Below are 17,062 nucleotides of genomic sequence, written 5' to 3' on the forward strand. Positions count from 1 at the left end.
CGCTAGATGCCCAGCCGGATCGGCGCCGCCACGGCCGATCCCCGATGCCGGTCGACTACCAACCTGAAGGTCGCGCCAGGCGACGGGAGGGTCGCCGCGGGATGTCCGTCACCGTAGAGGTGACCTCTCCGTTGCGGGTCGTGGGGACGGCCGGCTCGATACGCACGACCACGGGCGTGGGAGCCTGGACGACGGCCGCCGTATCGGGTTTCGGCTCGGCGGGACCGTCCTCGATATCGGTTGAGACGACGATCGGCATGGCCGTCGTGCCGGCGACCAGATCGATGGAGGCGGCCGTGGACACGGGCTCCAGGTCGATGATCTCCGCCAGAGCCGGAAAACCGAAACCGGCTGCGGCCAGAGGCTTCAGCTTGGCCACGTCCGGCTCGCCCCCCCGATAGGTCTTGGCGAAAGCCGCCGGCCGACCGAACTGCCCACGCCAGCGGTAGAAGATGTGGACCCCGATCTGGCCCACCTTGTCCAGTCGCGGTGCCCAGTAGGGAGAGACGTAGTCGGCATGGTAGTGGGTCGCGTGTCCGACGGCGGCGGAGACCGTGCCCGATAGCGCCGCCACCGCCGTTGCCCGGGCGCTGGCCCACCGTCCCTGCTCGGGCGAACGCCCAAGGGCCCCGTCGCAGGTGAAGCTGAACTGGCATCCGGTCTGCCGTTCGGAGCCCTGGAACACCACGCCACAGACCGTCCCCGGATAGGCCGCGTGACGCACCCGGTTCAGCACCACCTGGGCGACAGCCTGTTGCCCCCCGACGGTCTCGTTCGCCGCCTCGTAGTAGACTGCGGCGGTCAGGCAATCCACGGCCCGCTGGAAGTCCAACGTGCCTGCCGACAGGATGAACGGCGGCGCGGGCGTGTCAGGCGTCAGGGAGACGGGCAGGCTGGCGTTCAGCACGCGGGCCTGATCGGCGCTGAGCGCGCGCAGCTGATCCGGTGTCAGGGTGAATTCCACGGGTGACGACGGCAGACCAGCCGGCGCTTCGGCCGCCAGTACGGGCCGGGACGGATCACTGTCCGCCTGGCGGCCGTACCAGGTCAGCAGGATCGCCACGGTCGTCAGAAGCACGATCACGATCAAGACGCCGGCGGCGATCAGACCCCGGCGCACGCGCTCGGGATCCGCCAGGACGGCCTGCACGCCTTCGATCAGGTCCAGACGGGCATCCATCAGACGGAGCTGGAGCCGACGAAGTCGCGACGGGTTGACGGGCGGATCTAGCGACATGTGGTCATCGCTCCGCAAAGGCCCATGGACGCGAACGGGCGTCGCGGCCCAGGTGTCCAGGATCGGCCTGTCTGACGCCCTGTCATCGCGCATTCACCGATGCAGCCCGCTGAAGACCCAGGATGAAGGCGAAAAACGCCGCGACCCAGAATACTTGAAGGCTGAAGTCCGTGAAACCGTGCAACAGGATGACGATGTCGGCCAGCAGAAGGCCCCTCAGCCAACCGCGGCTGTCTCGCGTGCGGAACAAGGCCAGCACAAGCGACCCGATGGGAACGGCGACGCACAGGAACATGGCGGAAGCGCCCGCGATCCCCGCCTCTTCCAGCCACTGAAGATAGACGCTGTGCGCCGCGTTCACCTCCCACAGCGCGCGGTAGTTTTCCGCCGTCGTCAACTGCCTGTTGAGCTCGCTGAAGGTGCCGAGGCCGAAGCCGAACCATGGAGCCTGCTGAAAAGCCGCCCAGTGGGTCGCGAACAGAAGGCTGCGGTACTCGGCGGGCAGGCCGGCGGGATTGATTCGCTCCAGCAGAAGGTCGCCCGCGCCCATCAGGAAAAGGGCCGAGACCACCAGCGTCAGGCCCACCGCCACGATGGTCGTCCATACCTTCCGTCGGCCTTTCAGGACTTGCCAGACGATCAGCAACAGCAGCGCGACGAGTGTCGCGGCGATGCCGCCCCGCGATGCCGTCAGCACCAGCGCCAGACCGGCGGTCAGGGCCAGAGCGGCTGGAATGGATGCGCTGGCCAGGCGGTCGGGCCACGCCGCGTGGCCACCCTCGACCTGCGCCAGCCGGGCCGCGGCCCACGACGCCGCCAGGATACCTAGCGCTCCAAAGACCGTGGCTGCGACGTTCGGGCTGGCGAACGGGCCCGCCAGACGACGGCCAAAGGCACCCTGCTCCAGTCCCGCCAGGAACATCACCACCACGACGAAGGCGAACACGGCGCCGGCCGTCACGACGATCTTCGAGGTCGTCCTGAAATGATCCCGCCCGAGCCCGTGAAGACAGCCCAGCACGTAGACACAGGCAAGACCCAGCAGCTTGACGATCTCCATCCGCGTATCGGACGTGTTCAGGGTTCCCGCGCCCCTCCCCACGACCATATCCCAGATCGGATCGACGCCCCCGGGCGGCCAGGGTGTCAGCGACCAGATCGCGAGCCCGATCACGACCGCGAACAGCGCACCTTCCCGTAGCAGGGGTACACGCGCCAGACGCGCGCGATTTGCTGAGTTCGAAAGCGCGACCAGAACACCGATGCCGGCCACGGCGACGAGAACCAGAGCCGGCCCGCGCGCCGTCATGCCGTACACGAAAGCAGACGCGAACAGGACCACGGGCGTGAAGCCGAGCAAGATCCAGATCCGACGGTCGGCCGGACGCGGCCCGGCGACCGGTCTTTCAAAGCGGCTCGCTCTCAAGGACTCGCTCACGCGCGGTCAGCCGGCGTAATATTTTTTGTAGCTGCCGTAGTAGTAGCCGGCGTCGCCGTAACCGTATCGCGACTGCTGCTTCATATCGACCTGGCTCAGCACGACACCGGCGACCCGGCCCCCGGCCTGATCCAGCAAGCGGATCGCAGAGGTGGTGGCCTTCAGCGGCGTCTTCCGCCACCGCGTCAGGAAGATCACAGCGTCTGCCTTGGACGCCAGGACGCGGGTATCTGAAACGGCCAGTGCCGGGGCGGTATCCAGGAGAACGAGATCGAAACGGTCCCGCGCGGCGGCCAGAAGTCGATCCATGGCGGCGGAGCCGAAGACGTCGCGCGGTGTGAACTCGCTCCGGGCCAGGGGCAGAATCCAGGCCCCGGAGGGCTCATCGAAGATCACCGTGTCGTCGAAGGACGCGTTGCCGTTCAGGACCTCCAGAAGGCCCGCGGCGGGGTCCAGACCCAGCAACTGGTTCACATTGCGTCGACGCAGGTCACAGTCGATCAGCAGAACCGAGTTGCCGGACTGCGCGGCGGATCGCGCCAGACACATCGCCGTCGTCGATTTGCCTTCGCCCGGCAAGGCCGACGTCACGACGACGACTTTCATGCGCGACCCGACGTTGGCGTAGGTCATGGCGGTCTTCAGGCTACGGATCGACTCCGAGAAGAACGACAGCGGCCTTTGCACGACGTAATCGACGGGCTTGATCGAACGCTCGCCCGGCTCCGCGATGGACCGCAGGTCGGGGATGGTGCCGAGCGACGGCAGGCCCACGCGCTCTTCGATGTCCTCTGCCGTCAGCAGGCCGGACGACAACAGTTCCGCCAGAACCACCGCCGCCGTTCCCGCGCCGATGGCAAAGATGAAACCGATGGCCAGATTGACCGGAACGTTCGGCGCGCTCGGCCCCGTCGGCTGTTTGGCGCGGGACACGATGCGAACATTCGATGTCTCCAGGCCTTCCTGAGACGACGTCTCGCGGAACCGGCCAAGGTAGCTTTCGTACAGGGTCTTGACCGCATCGGCATTTCTCTGAAGCTCGTTCAACCGCACCGAGGCCGAGTTGTTGGCAGCCAAGGTGCCTCGGGCGCGCCCCAGGCTTCCACTCATGGAGGCGGTGCGCTCGCGCGCCACCTGCACACGTGCCTCCAGGTTGGAAATGATCCGGCCGATCTCGGCCTGGATGCTTGCGTCCACGTCGGCCAGCTCGCGCTGGGCCTGCAAAAGTTGAGGGTGGCGGGGGCCATAGCGCCGCTCGGCCTCTGCCAGCTGCCCGCTGATCTGAAGCCGCTGGGCCCGAAGCTGCTGGATGGTCGCGGACCCCAGCGCCTCGCCCACGTCGTCGCCCGACGATCCCCGCGCCAGCTGATCGCGCGCGGTGCGCAGGCGCGCCTCTTCCTCGGCCTGCTGTGCGCGCACGGTCGCCAATTGCTGGTTGTAGGTTGAAATTTCCTGCTCGGTCAGCGTCGCGCCCGAGGTGCTCAGCAGATTGTTCGCAACGCGATACTGCTCGACAGCGGCCTCGGCCTGCATGACCTCCCCGCGAAGCTCGCTGAGCCGATCGTTGAGCCAGACATTGGCCTGACGCGTGGCGTCAAAGCGGCCTTCCAGCTGTTCCAGCATGTAGCGATCGGCGAAGGTGTTGGCGATCAGCGCGGCCTTCGCAGGGTCCGGCGAGGTGTAGCTGATGTCGATCACATAGGTCAGACCGGAGCGACGGACGGACAGTCCCCAAAGCACCCGGTCGACGACGGACTCGTGCAGCCGGGCCTTTTCGGCGTCGCTCATCGCATCCTGGCGCTTGGCCGAGGCTGTCTGGCCCAACGCCTTCTTGAGACCCGCGTTGAAGGCGGCGAGGCCTGTCGGCTTCTGCAAGGCGGGATTGAATGCCGGATCCTGGTCCAGGTTCAGAGCCTCGACGACGCGCTCGGCCAGTTGACGCGACTTCAGGACCTCGACCTCGGTGTCCACGGCGGCGGTATCGAGCGTTCCGTCCGAGATGACCGCGCGCTGTTCGGTCACCTGATGGGTTTCCCGATCCAGCATGACCTTCGCCGTCGCCGTGTATTGGGGGACGGCCCGCGACGTCATCACCACTGCGATCACGAAAACCAGCAGGGCGATCGCCACGAACAGCGGTAGACGCCGACGCGCGATGGCAAGCGCGTGGAGCAGATCCAGTGGCTTGTCGCTTTTGAGCAGCCGCGCGGTATCGCCGCTCAGGGATGCTGACGGCTCGTTGAATGTGGTCATGCGTCCAAACTGAACCGACTAAGCAGGCGCGCACGCCCTTTACTAGAACTGACCGACCAGCGAGATAGCGAGACGATTCACACGGTAATCGGTGCCGTTATTGAGGCCATCAGACGACTGATCGGCCACCGAATACAACCCGCTGATCCCGAGGTTGCGGTTGATCAGGTAGGTCGCGCCCAATCCGGCCGTCACGTGATCGTCGGTTCGATCGATACCGTCGAAGTTGTCTCGAGACAGGCCGGCACGCGCCGTCAGAATGACATTCCGACGCAGCTCATGGTCGATTTGAACCCCGACAGCGGACGAGACGAAGCCGCCCGAGCTCGTGATGGCGGAGTCTTCGACGGAGCGCGACGCCGTGAACGTCACCGTGGTCAGTTGAGTAGGAAAATACTCGACCAGGGCGCGCCCGCCGACGTTTTCGGTGTCTTCGAACGCGGGATCATCGAAGTTCTGACCGACGACACCCACCGCGATTTCGCCCCTGACCAGGTTGGAAATGTCGAAATCGGCCCCTGCAAGCAGCTGATAGCCATTGGAATCGCGGGCAGGCACCAGCGCCGTCGAGGCGCGCCTGTAGTCGTGAGCGTTGCCGATCGCCTGCACGAAAAAGGCGGTGTCCGGACTGACAGCGTAATCGGCCCGGCCACTGTAGGTCACGACGTCGCGATCGCGCCCGTCCTGATCGATGTTGGCGCCGAGAGCCGTCGCCCCGTCCTTGTAATCCAGGACCTGCCATTCGCTCTGAACCTTCAGTCGAAGGCGATTGAAGGTTCGCGACGCCGCCGCATTGACCTTGGAGACATCGAATTCGATCGGTCGGGCACTGGCCGACGGTGTGTTGGCGTTGGTGCGCGGTTCCACCGAGTGGCCCATGAACAGGCCCGCCGTGGCGAAAGCCGTGCGCAGGATGTCCGCGCGCCCGTCGATTCCGGCTGAATAGGTCTCGTAGTCTTCGCTGTCGAAATCGGCGTACCGGCCGGCTTCCAGTGTCGCGTAAGCGGTCAGGGAGTGCCGCGACCAGCCGGATTGGGCCAGCAGATCGGCGCGCAGGATCCCCAGCTGGTCCGACTGCTCCTGGGCGCTGGTCGCGAAAAGGTTGTCGTTCGTCTCGACGCGCAGTTCGGCCTTCGGAAAGACCATGAAGCTGCCCGCGCGGATGCCGATCGCCTCGTATTCCTGGTGCGGACGTTCGAGAACACTGACGTTCCGGGCACGGCCGAACATGTCGATCGGCGCCGCCGTGATCGTCTGCGCCTGTGCCGCTGCCGCCATGCCCATACCAGCGGACGACAGGATGAGCGCCCTTCCGCCCCAACCGATGTTCTTGCCCATCGGATTACGCGGGGTTGTAGTCAGGAAGGGCGTCGTCGTCGCCGGCGCCACCGGACGGCGGCGGCGCGGTCGTGGGCACGGTTGCTCGACCCGCGCCCTGACCACCGGCACCGGGGGCCCCGCCCGCTTCGGCGCGATCCGCCCGAACGGCCGACAAGGCCGCGCTCAGGGTCGCCGGGACACCGTTAGGGTAGAGCGCCGTCAGGGCCGCCCCGACCTCATCGAGAATGGCGGCGATGTCTTCGGCGGAGCCGTCGGCGGGCAGGGCGTCATTGATGGCCGCCGCCAGCGTTGCGGCCGCTTCGTCTCCGGTCAGACCCTGGCTTGTGATCGCCGACTGGGCGGTGGCGACGGCGTCCAGGACCGCCTGAGCGGCCGGCGAGATCGAAGGCACGGACTGCTGAGCGAACGCGAAACTCGCGGGTGCGGCGAGAAGCGCCCCGGTCAGAAGACCAGCGATCGCGGCCACGCAGATTCTCGTTCGAGATGCCACCTTCAGTCCCCCCCGTTGCGGCAAAGGTATCCCGCAACTGCTCAGTAGCACCCGTATTGGTGGTTCGGCCACCCCCGGTATTCAAAACTTGTTAAGGTGTGGCAGAAGTCCAACGCCGCGCCGCATCGAGCTTGAGACGCTGGATCACCACTCGCGCCGCAATACGCCCGGACGTTGAACGCGAGTTCGCAACCGCAGCATCGATCGTGGTTCCTCTTACAGGCCATGACACCGCGATCTCGCTGAGCACTTCGCGTTTCAAGGGGGCCGGCAGCGATGCCCAGTTATCGAGGGCGAAGGTTATCCGCCACGAAGAGACCTGCGGCCCATAGGGAGCGACGTCGTAGGATGCCTGCAGGTGCTTCAAGCCCGCCCCGGTCAGCGTCCCGTGCGTGGCCCTGTCGATATAGGCCAATCTCAGCCAGCTCCACCCGTTCATGGGGGAGAACGCGAGCGCTGCACGCGACCGGTCATCCGCGACGGCGAGGTCTTCGGGGGTAAGAGGTTGGGACGACAACACCGCACCTGCGCGCGCCTCTGCTCCACCCGCCAGCCCGGCCGTCACCCGATCCGGGAAGGCAACGCCGATCAGCATCCAGGTCGCCAAGCCAACGCTCAAGATCGCGACGCCGGCGACCGCCGACGCATGATAATCGAATGCCGGCCGCGCGCGCGACGACGATAACCTGTTCATGACGAACGCATTTGCCCCCGGTGACGACCACCGCAAAGAGTGTACGGGGTCCGGCAGCGAGTCCAGATGGCGCTGCTCCGGGCGTCCGAAGCTTTACCTTTCGGCTGCACCGCGAGCGTCGCCTCAGCTGCGCGCCGGCGTGCCGATCCGAACCCAAGTCATGGCGTCACCGGGAGCTTGACGCTCCACCCACTCGTAATCGGTCTGGTTCCACGGCATGATCCACTGCGAAAGATTGTCGAGCACATATTCCCCTTCCGGCGTGTTCACGAGCAGGACAGCATGGGCTTCACCCCAGCGGGTTCGCACGAGGGCGATCGAAAGCTGCCCGGCCCCGAACCCTTCCGCCACCAGGTCGTGACGCTTCTGCAGCACGAAATCCTCGCAATCTCCGTAGCGCGCGACGACGTCCGACCCAGGTTGCCACACGTCTTCCATGCCGAAGTTCGCCCGGTCGGTGCGCATCCGCATCCCGCCGTTCACCCGCGCATTGATGCGCTGCACTTGAGCCCATTGCGCCCGGCTCAACGGTCTTGTCGCGGCGGGAACGCGTTCCGAGGCGCGTTCGTTCGTCGCCTGCGCCTGGGAGCCTTCGGAAGACGTCGCGGCCACGGCGTCTGGCACCGGATCGACATGGAATTCCGTCATGCGCAACCCCGGGAGTGCCAGCTTTGGCGCGACGTCGACGGCGAATGGACGATCCGCGCGCCCCGCCTCCAGTCCGCGTGCGTTCGAACTCGCCAGCGGCAGACTGCCGGCCGGCCGAAGCGGGCTCGGCGTCATCAGCCAGACGCCCTCAGGACCGGAGATATCGGAATGAAATGGTCGCGCGGCTGCGCCCGCCCGGACCCGGAAGTCGGACATGTCGGGTGCAAAGACCTTCGCGACCGCGTCTTCGCCGTGCGACACCTTCAGGGCTTTGAAGGTCGTCCGCTCCAGGTCCATTGAAGCGTCGGTGCTCGGTCCGGTCGTTCTTCCTGCCCGGCGCGTCGTTGTCGCTCCCGGAAGGCCCGCATCACGGCCATTGCGCACCCTCGAAAGCCAATAGGCGTGATCCGCAGCCTCAGACGCCTGCACCCATTCCACGCTTGAGGCCCGCTGGTCATCCACCGGGCACGCCTGAAGGGTGGTCCTGCAAAGAGCGATGAAGCCGCGCGGCGCGGCCGTGACGTCTCCGAGCGTCATCAGTCCAGTCGGCCGGGCATCGGGCATGGTCTCGCACCCTGCAACCATGATCGCGAGCACCGCGCCGGACAAGGTAAACAGCCGCTTAATACTGAAGACTGACATAGCATGTTTCCCAGATCGACGTGGGAAACCTAGCTTTACTTAGCGAAATTACGGTGTTTTACGTTGGTTATCGCAGTCTTTACTATAAGTATTCCGTTAACCGCGTTGGATGTCGTTATCGGGTTTTTGGGAACCTGCCTGTTCCAACGCCATGCCCAGTGCGCTACGCTTGCGAGGGAGATACGAAATGCAGCTGCTGCGAACCGTTTTGGCGTTGGGTTTCATGAGCTTGGTTCTCATGGGCTGCGCGACGTCGACCCCGTCACCGCAGGCTCTGCCCGAGAGCGTGGGGGCGGGCCAGGGTTCCGTCGCCGAGTATCAGCTGGGCGCCGGCGACAAGGTCCGCGTGAACGTCTTTGGAGAAGACACTCTGACCGGAGAGTATTTCGTCAGCGGAGCAGGCCGCATCGCGCTGCCGCTGATTGGCGAAGTGCCGGCGGCGGGATCGACCGTGGGCCAGTTTTCAGAAGAGGTCGCGCGCCGTCTGAGAGACGGTTACATCAACGAGCCGCGCGTCAGCACCGAAGTCCTAAACTATCGCCCGTTCTATATTCTGGGCGAGGTCGGGAATCCGGGGACCTATCCGTATACCAGCCAGCTGACCGTCTTCAACGCCGTGGCGACGGCGGGTGGCTTCAGCTACCGCGCCGATCAACGGCGTGTCTTCATCCGCCGGGCCGGAGAAGCCGAAGAGCACGAAGTTGCGCTGACATCGACCACGACCGTGGCGCCTGGAGACACGATCCGGATCGCCGAACGCTTTTTCTGATCTCCCAGGCGCGCCACGCCTCGGCATCAGACGTGCGGATCGGCCGGTCTTTTGTCGACGCTGTGCAGCCAGTTGGAGAATTCGGCGTAGCAAGCCGTCTCGCCGAACGTCGATCGCGCCACGTCAAGCGCGCGTTCGCCGAGCGCCCGCCTGGCTTCCGTATCCGCAGAATAGCGGAGAACCGCGGCAGCGAAATCTTCCGCTGTTTCCGCCCTGGCGACGGCCCCTTCGCAAGCCGCCTCGACGCCCTGCAGGGTGACGGGCGTCGCGATGGTGGCCTTGCCGGCCGCCAGGGCCTCGATCAACTTGATCTTCAGGCCCGAACCGAACGTCAGGGGACAGATCACCAGACCGGCTCGGCGATAGAGGGGCTCCAGGTCATCGACCAGCCCCAGGAAATCGACACCCGGAGGGCCGCCCTTTGGAAAGGCTCTCGACACTGTTCCAGCGATCGAAAGACGCAGGTTCGGCTGGCTGGACCGCACGAGGGGCCACACCCGTTCAAAGAACCATTCAAGTCCGACCACGTTCGGGGCTGTGTTGCTGCCCACGAACAAAAGGGTACCGTCCGCGCCTGGCTGAGGATGGTCGCACGATGCAGCGGCCATGGGCGCCACGATCACCTGGCTGTGGGGGAGTGCTCGCCGGACGAAGTCGGCCTCCTCGACCTGGATGGCCACGACCGCATCCGCCTTCCCCAGACGTTCGATTTCCTCGTCGCGCGAGATCGACGTCACCGAATCCCTGGTCCCGCCCGAACGCGCATGAAAAAGGTCATGCATGACGATCGCGCTCGGCGGCCGGACGCCCGACAGGCCATCCAGCCCCTCGATCGTGAACATGTAGTCGGCGATGACGATCTGCGCGCGCCCCTTCGCGGCGGCGGCGAGGAACCTGTGATCCGCGGGCGTCCACGGTATTGCCACGGCATAGGGCAGAGGACGATCCCGCGCCCAGTCGGAGCGTACACCCAGGCCACGAACAACCCTGGAAACCACCGCCCAGATCGTCGCTGCATAGACGCGCGGATCCGTCACCACAAACCGGTCGCCCACCTTGACGAGACCTCTGACGGCGTGAGTCTCGAAGACCTTCATTTCGGGCCGCAGCGTGAGGATGGGCCATCGACCCGCGATGGATGGAGCGGGCTGAACCAGATGGGGGACCATGCCGGCCGCCCTCACCGCCCGGGCCAGACCCAGAAGGTAGGTCGAACTCCCGTTCGTGGCTCCGACCAGCCGCTGCTTGCTGATGAACAGGACCTGGGTGGCGTCGGTCAGGGGCAGGCCTCCTTTCGAAAAGCGCGCGTTCCCCTAGCAGGGTGTGATCAAAGAGTCGTGGTTCGCGCTCATCGGCGCGGGCCTGGAGATTTCCGGGAACGCGAAATTCGCCCGTAGCCTGCCGGTGGACCCAATCCTTGAACACGCTTGCCGAGTGCTGGACGACCAGCGAGCCGTCCCAGGGTGGCACCCGCCATTCAGGCTCCGGCCAGGAAGACTGAATCAGTCCTCGATCGCCTCGATGCCCGCCTCGGCCGCGGCGGCCACGTGCGCCTTCATGGTGGCAAGTTGCTCGGCCGGATGGCCCTGCCAGCCGACGACCTCGCCGATGACGCGCAGTGGGTCGCGCGTGCGGTAGGACATCGTCGGATTGCCAAGGAATTTCTTGTCCGTCAGGTTCGGGTCGTCCTGTAAGCGACCGGTCGGTTCGACGACGTAGATCCGGCCCGGTGCATCGCCCAACGCCAGTTCGGCCCCCCAGACGGCCGCGTCCAGGGTCGAGGCGACATAGGCCCAGACGGCCTCCTTGCGCTGGCCGAAGTTGGAGGGACGGCCGGCCACGATATGATCGCCGGGTTTCAGATCGGCCCGCGTTCCATGGAAATAGGCCTGGGTGAAGGATGTGGCAGCGGTGGTCATGGATGGCCCTCGTCTAGCCGGACGAAGGCGTCCGGCGGGGCTGTGAAATCTCGCCACAAATCGGCCCGGCGCAATTCTTGAAATCGAAAATCGCGCGCCCATTTTGGTGACAGGCCAGGCGGCGGCGCCCGGCGTCAGGTGCCGGCGTTCAGCGGAATGATCTCCGCTCCGCCTTCCGGTGCCGCCTTCATGACCGCGACCACCGGCAGTCGCACGGTCACCGCCGTGCCTTCGCCCAGGGTGGAATCGATGCTCATCCGCCCTCCATGCAGTTCTGCCAGGGCGCGCACCAGCGACAGGCCCAGACCCGTGCCCTTGGCCCTCTGGTCCGCCTCGCCGGCCTGTTCGAAGGGGCGGCCCAGGCGCTTGAGATCGCGGGCGGCGATGCCCACGCCGGTGTCGGCCACCACCAGTTCCAGGTAAGGGCCGATGGTCTCCAGCGTCAGGGTGACGGACCCGCCCGAGGGCGTGAACTTGATGGCGTTGGACAGCAGGTTCAGCGTGATCTGCTTCAGGGCCCGGCGGTCGGCGTCTACGTTCAGCGGCTCGTCGGGCAGCAGGCTGGCCAGGGCGACCCCCTTGTCCGTCGCCGTCACCCGAACCAGAGCCACGGCCGCCGAGACCACCTCGCGCGCGTCGAAGGTTTCGCGGCTGAGCTCATAGCGCTCGGCCTCGATCTTGGACACGTCCAGCACGTCGCCGATCAAGTCCAGCAGGTGCGAGCCGGCCTGGTGGATGCTGTCGGCGTAGTCTGCGTATTTCGGGGACAGGGGTCCGAACAGGCGCTGGCGCATGACGTCGCTGAACCCCAGGACGGCGTTCAGGGGCGTACGCAGTTCGTGGCTCATGTTGGCCAGGAACCGGGTCTTGCCGGCGTTCTGGGCCTCGGCCTCGGCGCGGGCGGCTTCCAGCCCGATCTCGATCGCGAACTGGCGGGTGCCGTCGAAGGCCTGGGCGATCAGCCGGGGCTGTCCGACGGCGTCGTCCGCACGGCGCAGGACCAGCACCACCCGGCGATCCAGCGCCTGTCGGGGCGCGAAACTGACCTGGTTCGGCTGTCCCCGCAGGGCCATGTCCATGGCGTCGAGCACCGGTCGACGATCCGGGGCATGAACGGCCGCGATCAACCCCTGATCGAACAGAGCATCGACATTCAGCGCGGGGGGCGCGGAGCCATAGGCACCCTGCACACGGCCCGACGGTTCCAGAACCAGGGTCAGGCCAGGCTGGCTGGCCAGCAGGGCCTCTACCCGGCGGGTCGTTTCCTCCGCCAGCGTCAGTCGGGCCTCGCGAATGCGCCAGGCCAGTCGGACGGCCAGCACGGCCGCGATCGCCGCCAGCACGGCCGACCCGGTCGCCATGCCGATATTGGGTTGCGGCGCTCCGATCAGCCAGGCCGACAACTGGCCACCGCCAGCGGCGATCGCGGATCCCAGGGCACCGCCCTGGGCCAGGCGCACGCCGTGTCTTGGCCCGCCCAGCGCCAGACCGGCGACGAACGGCATGATGACGAAGCCGACGAGTGGCCCGCCGAGACCGCCCGACAGCACCGCAGCGGCGAGGGTCGCGATGGTCCAGACGACCAGGACCAGGGCACGCTCCCCGGTACCGTCCCAGCGGATCAGTGCCAGCCCCGCCAGCCCGGGCACCAGCATGGCCAGGCTGCCGAACGCCGCAGGACCGCCAAGGGCACCGATCCCGATGGCGATCATCGTGGACACCAGGATCGCGGCGGTCCACGCGCCGTGCCAGGCAGCCAAAGCGGGCAAACCCTCGGTGACGATGGGTCGAGACGCTCGGGCTTTGACCCGCTCGTCCTTGTCGTCCAGCGATGAGGCGGCGGGTGGGGTCAAACGGGGGTCCGGAGGCCTTCGGGCGAAAGGCGGGGCAGGGGAGTCGCACCGAACCCGACACTAGCCTCGTGCTTGAGTCGTCCAAAGTCCGCACCCGCGTGGGGCGAACCCATGACGGGGACGGGTGGTCGCGAGACTGGGGACGATCCGCCCCGTTGTCCTTAATCCACGCCGAGGGTATCTGCGCGCCATGACCGCACCGACCGCCATAAACGCGACCCTCGAGGAACTGGTCGAGGACTTCGACGTGCTGGAGGATTGGGAACAGCGCATCGCCTACGTCATCGATCTGGGCAAGGATCTGGCGCCGCTGCCCGAGGCGGACCGCACCGAAACGAACAAGGTGCCGGGCTGCGCGGCGCAGGTGTGGCTGGCCAGCGGGCGCGACGGCGATCGGCTGACCTTCCGCGCCGACAGCGACAGCGCGATTTCCAAGGGCAATGTGGCGCTGTTGCTGAGACTGTATTCAAACCGGACCGCGCCGGAAATCCTGGCCTTCGACGCCAAGGCGGCGCTGGATCGCCTGGGCCTGCCGCAGGCGCTCACGCGCCAGAGGGCCAACGGGCTGAACGCGATGGTCGGGCGCATCCGGCAGGAGGCGATGGGAGCGATATGAAAAACCCTCACCCGCGTAGCGGATGAGGGTCTGATCCGTGTCCGGCTGTCGTGCCTACTTCTTCGCCGCTCTTGGCGCACGCGCGGGTTTGCGGCCGCCCTGGCCCAGGCCCATCTGCTTGGCCAGGTCCGAACGGGCCTTGGCATAGTTGGGCGCGACCATCGGATAGTCTTTGGGCAGACCCCACTTGGCGCGGTATTCTTCGGGGCTCATGTCGTATTTGGTGCGCAGGTGGCGCTTCAGCGACTTGAACTTGCGGCCGTCTTCCAGACAGATCAGGAAATCGGGGCTGATCGACTTGCGGATCGGCACGGCCGGTTCCTTGACCTCGGGCTCGACCTCGACGACGCCGGTCGAGACCTGGCTCAGCGCGGCATGGATATTGGAGATCAGCGACGGCAGGTCGTTGGCCGACACGCTGTTGTTTCCGACATAGGCCGACACGATGTCCGCCGTCATTTCCAGAAGCTCGGACCGGTCGTCCATTCTTGTCGCGTCCATGAGAATTTTCCTGCCTAGACTTGTCGCACTCTGGCGATTGTGAGTCGGGAAATACTGATCTTTCAGGCCGAAAGCAATGCGACCGCGCATCTTCTTCAGAAGAGCAATCGCACAAGATCAGTCTTGACTATAGACCCCGCGACGGCCCCGACGCGGATCAGCGGCCGAAGTTTTCGGCCAGGGCCATCATCGCCGCACGTTCGGGTGCCGAGTAGTCGTCCAGGCTCTCGTCGTCACCGTCGCGAATCGCTTTCAGAAGGGCCGGCGACAAAGCAGACGAAAGCGACCAGTTCCAGTAGCGCAGAACCGTCTGGGCCCGATCCACGGCCAGCATCTCATAGGTGACCTGAACCCGCTCCCAGTCCGGATGCACCGTACCGTCCGCGCGGGTCTCGGGCCGCCGCACCGAGCGCCACAGGTTCTGCAGATCGATACGCGACAGACCCGTCGCCTTGCACAGGATGGCCAGGGGCTCCCCCCCGACGTCCCCCATGATCTTGGCCCCGGTCAGCGGCTTGATGCCGGCCAGATAGGCGATCTCCGCGGCCACGTCGCGACCCAGTCCCGATTTGGCGGCCTCGGCGATGGCGTGTTCCAGGCTGCCGTAGGGGCTTTTCTCGATCGCGGCGCGGTTGCGCTGGCGGCGCTCGATGAACTGCAGGGCCTTGCGCGACACCGGGTCCTGCCAGCCTTCCTCCGCGGCCATGGCGAAGACGTCCTCGACGACCTCCTGCATGACCTCGCGCGACACGGCGAACCGTTGCAGGATGGTCTTGCGGTCCTCGGCCCCGCACCACCAGAACATGACGTAGGCGCCGGAAGGCCGCAGTTCGGGCCGGCGAAGCAGGTGGCCGCAAAGCTCCGGCGACGACCGACTGAGGCTGACGATCTCTTCCACGCCACTCTGGGACAGTCGGGCGGTCGTGTTCCGCAGGACGGCCTCGATCACCGGGGCCTCGTCATAGGCGATCAGGCTCTCGGTGACGACCTCGGACAGGCCGCGTCGGCTGGCCATCAGGAAGCGGTGGTCGATCCCGGTATCGCGTGCGCAGGCGACCAGGTCGGCGTCGCTGAGAGACGCGCACCCCTCGATCAGCAAGCCCGCGATGGCGGGTTCGTCGCGCAGCAGCAGCCGCGTCAGGCTGTTGGGCAACTCGGCCAGGGGGGCCAGTCGCTGGGCCACCCGGTGGCGTTCGCGCGGAGCGGCCAGCCGCAGCATCTCGACCAGCAGGTCGCCCACCACGGAACGCTCGAAAGCGTTCACCCGGCTGCCGGGCAGGGACACGACATCGGCCAGCCGTTTCAGCAGCGCGTGACGCGCGCGGAACACCGGTGTCGAGGCGTCAGGCGCAGGGGCGGGTGCCGGATCGGTCATGACGCGACCAGATTAGCCGCCGCCCGGTTAACCGCGCGCTTACAGCCCCTCGAACAGTGCCGTGGACAGGTAGCGTTCCGCGAAGCTGGGAATGATGACGACGATGGTCTTGCCGGCGTTCTCGTCCTGCGCGGCCAGGCGGAAGGCGGCGGTCAGGGCGGCACCGGAACTGATCCCGACGGGGATGCCCTCGACGCGCGCGACCTTCCTCGCCATTTCGAAACTGTCCTCGTTGGAGACCTGCTCCACCCCGTCGATGACCGAGCGATCGACGATGGCGGGAATGAATCCCGCGCCGATACCCTGGATCTTGTGCGGGCCGGGTTCGCCACCCGAGAGGACGGGCGAGGCGGTGGGTTCGACCGCGATCATGCGGACCGAGGGCTTCTTGGCCTTCAGGCCCTGACCCACGCCCGTGATCGTCCCGCCGGTTCCGACGCCCGCGACCACGATATCGACCGTGCCGCCGGTGTCGGTCCAGATTTCCTCGGCGGTGGTGACCCGGTGGATCGAGGGATTGGCGGGATTTTCGAACTGGGAAGGGCTGACGGCGCCGGGGGTGCGTTCCAGCAGATCGGTGGCCATGGCGATGGCGCCCTTCATTCCCTTTTCGGCCGGAGTCAGGACCAGTTCGGCCCCCAGCAGAGCCAGCATCTTCCTGCGCTCGATCGACATGGATTCCGGCATCACCAGGATCAGGCGATAGCCTTTGGCGGCGGCGACGAAGGCCAGGGCGATGCCGGTGTTGCCGCTGGTCGGTTCGATCAGGACGCTGTCGGCGGACAGCTTGCCCGCCGCCTCCAGCGCCTCGACCATGGCCACGCCGATCCGGTCCTTGACCGAGGCGATGGGATTGAAGAACTCCAGCTTGGCCAGGACCCGCGCCTTGGGCTGATATTCCGCAGACAGGCGGGGCAGACCCACGATGGGCGTGTCGCCGATGGTGTCGACGATGCTGTCATAAACCTTGCCACGGCCGCGCGTGGCGTGGCGGGCGGTGTCGTAGGCGGGCGGCAGGTCGGACATCGGGATGGCTCCGGTCGGCGCTTGAAAAAAATGGGTGCAGATCGTGCAGACCGTGCAGATCGCCAGCCCGGGATGGGGATATGGCGGGTGCGAATGACATAGGTTCGGCACGCGAGCGCACAAGGCATTATTGCTGCTGCCCGCCCCAAGATTTGATCGCCGATCCAGGCGAGGAAGCGGATAAGGTTCGGGTGAAACCGTTCAAGCGTCACCGCGTTGGGTGGGATCGGACCGGCACAGATCGGCCCAGGGGGAGCGGA

Annotated in this window: 15 protein-coding genes; 2 read left to right on the forward strand and 13 right to left on the reverse strand. The window is 66.3% G+C overall.

Annotation, left to right across the window (positions count from 1 at the left end; all coding sequences use genetic code 11):
• Positions 1–55: 55 nt before the first annotated feature.
• The 7 genes from AC1DW4_RS01855 to AC1DW4_RS01885 form a co-directional block, all read right to left on the reverse strand.
• On the reverse strand, positions 56–1,237 hold the full coding sequence (locus tag AC1DW4_RS01855; RefSeq protein WP_477015537.1) for a cell wall hydrolase: 1,182 nt from the start codon (positions 1,235–1,237) through the stop codon (positions 56–58).
• Between the two features lie 82 nt (positions 1,238–1,319).
• On the reverse strand, positions 1,320–2,597 hold the full coding sequence (locus AC1DW4_RS01860) for an O-antigen ligase family protein (RefSeq protein ID WP_477015538.1): 1,278 nt from the start codon (positions 2,595–2,597) through the stop codon (positions 1,320–1,322).
• 84 nt (positions 2,598–2,681) lie between these two features.
• Positions 2,682–4,928, reverse strand: coding sequence for a GumC family protein (locus tag AC1DW4_RS01865; RefSeq protein ID WP_477015539.1), 2,247 nt, complete (start codon positions 4,926–4,928; stop codon positions 2,682–2,684).
• Between the two features lie 42 nt (positions 4,929–4,970).
• Positions 4,971–6,266 (reverse strand): outer membrane beta-barrel protein, encoded by a 1,296-nt coding sequence (locus tag AC1DW4_RS01870; RefSeq protein ID WP_477015540.1) that lies wholly within the window; start codon positions 6,264–6,266, stop codon positions 4,971–4,973.
• 4 nt (positions 6,267–6,270) lie between these two features.
• Positions 6,271–6,735 (reverse strand): hypothetical protein, encoded by a 465-nt coding sequence (locus AC1DW4_RS01875; RefSeq protein WP_477015541.1) that lies wholly within the window; start codon positions 6,733–6,735, stop codon positions 6,271–6,273.
• A 115-nt stretch (positions 6,736–6,850) separates the two neighbouring features.
• A complete protein-coding gene (locus tag AC1DW4_RS01880) occupies positions 6,851–7,453 on the reverse strand; it encodes a hypothetical protein (protein WP_477015542.1) in 603 nt (200 codons plus the stop codon).
• Positions 7,454–7,576: 123 nt separating this feature from the next.
• Positions 7,577–8,743: a transglutaminase-like cysteine peptidase gene (locus AC1DW4_RS01885; RefSeq protein WP_477015543.1), complete on the reverse strand. Its 1,167-nt coding sequence runs from the start codon at positions 8,741–8,743 to the stop codon at positions 7,577–7,579.
• Between the two features lie 223 nt (positions 8,744–8,966).
• Here AC1DW4_RS01885 and AC1DW4_RS01890 point away from each other — a divergent pair, with 223 nt between their 5' ends.
• Entirely contained in the window at positions 8,967–9,512 is a 546-nt protein-coding gene (locus AC1DW4_RS01890) for a polysaccharide biosynthesis/export family protein (RefSeq protein ID WP_477015544.1), read from the forward strand.
• A 26-nt stretch (positions 9,513–9,538) separates the two neighbouring features.
• Here the strand turns inward: AC1DW4_RS01890 and AC1DW4_RS01895 are convergent, their stop codons facing one another.
• The 3 genes from AC1DW4_RS01895 to AC1DW4_RS01905 form a co-directional block, all read right to left on the reverse strand.
• Positions 9,539–10,681: a glycosyltransferase gene (locus AC1DW4_RS01895; protein ID WP_477015545.1), complete on the reverse strand. Its 1,143-nt coding sequence runs from the start codon at positions 10,679–10,681 to the stop codon at positions 9,539–9,541.
• A gap of 333 nt (positions 10,682–11,014) precedes the next feature.
• A complete protein-coding gene (gene arr, locus AC1DW4_RS01900) occupies positions 11,015–11,431 on the reverse strand; it encodes an NAD(+)--rifampin ADP-ribosyltransferase (protein WP_477015546.1) in 417 nt (138 codons plus the stop codon).
• Positions 11,432–11,565: 134 nt separating this feature from the next.
• A complete protein-coding gene (locus tag AC1DW4_RS01905) occupies positions 11,566–13,284 on the reverse strand; it encodes a sensor histidine kinase (protein ID WP_477015547.1) in 1,719 nt (572 codons plus the stop codon).
• Positions 13,285–13,474: 190 nt separating this feature from the next.
• Between AC1DW4_RS01905 and AC1DW4_RS01910 the strand changes: the two genes are divergently transcribed.
• On the forward strand, positions 13,475–13,900 hold the full coding sequence (locus tag AC1DW4_RS01910) for a SufE family protein (protein WP_477015548.1): 426 nt from the start codon (positions 13,475–13,477) through the stop codon (positions 13,898–13,900).
• 54 nt (positions 13,901–13,954) lie between these two features.
• Here AC1DW4_RS01910 and AC1DW4_RS01915 read toward each other — a convergent pair whose 3' ends face one another.
• The 3 genes from AC1DW4_RS01915 to cysK all read right to left on the reverse strand — a co-directional run bounded on the left by AC1DW4_RS01915 (position 13,955) and on the right by cysK (position 16,802).
• Entirely contained in the window at positions 13,955–14,386 is a 432-nt protein-coding gene (locus AC1DW4_RS01915; protein ID WP_209323135.1) for a Ros/MucR family transcriptional regulator, read from the reverse strand.
• A gap of 172 nt (positions 14,387–14,558) precedes the next feature.
• On the reverse strand, positions 14,559–15,776 hold the full coding sequence (locus AC1DW4_RS01920; protein WP_477015549.1) for a DUF2336 domain-containing protein: 1,218 nt from the start codon (positions 15,774–15,776) through the stop codon (positions 14,559–14,561).
• Between the two features lie 39 nt (positions 15,777–15,815).
• On the reverse strand, positions 15,816–16,802 hold the full coding sequence (gene cysK, locus AC1DW4_RS01925; RefSeq protein WP_477015550.1) for a cysteine synthase A: 987 nt from the start codon (positions 16,800–16,802) through the stop codon (positions 15,816–15,818).
• Positions 16,803–17,062: the final 260 nt, after the last annotated feature.

This window comes from Brevundimonas sp. P2_A6 (assembly GCF_056404975.1).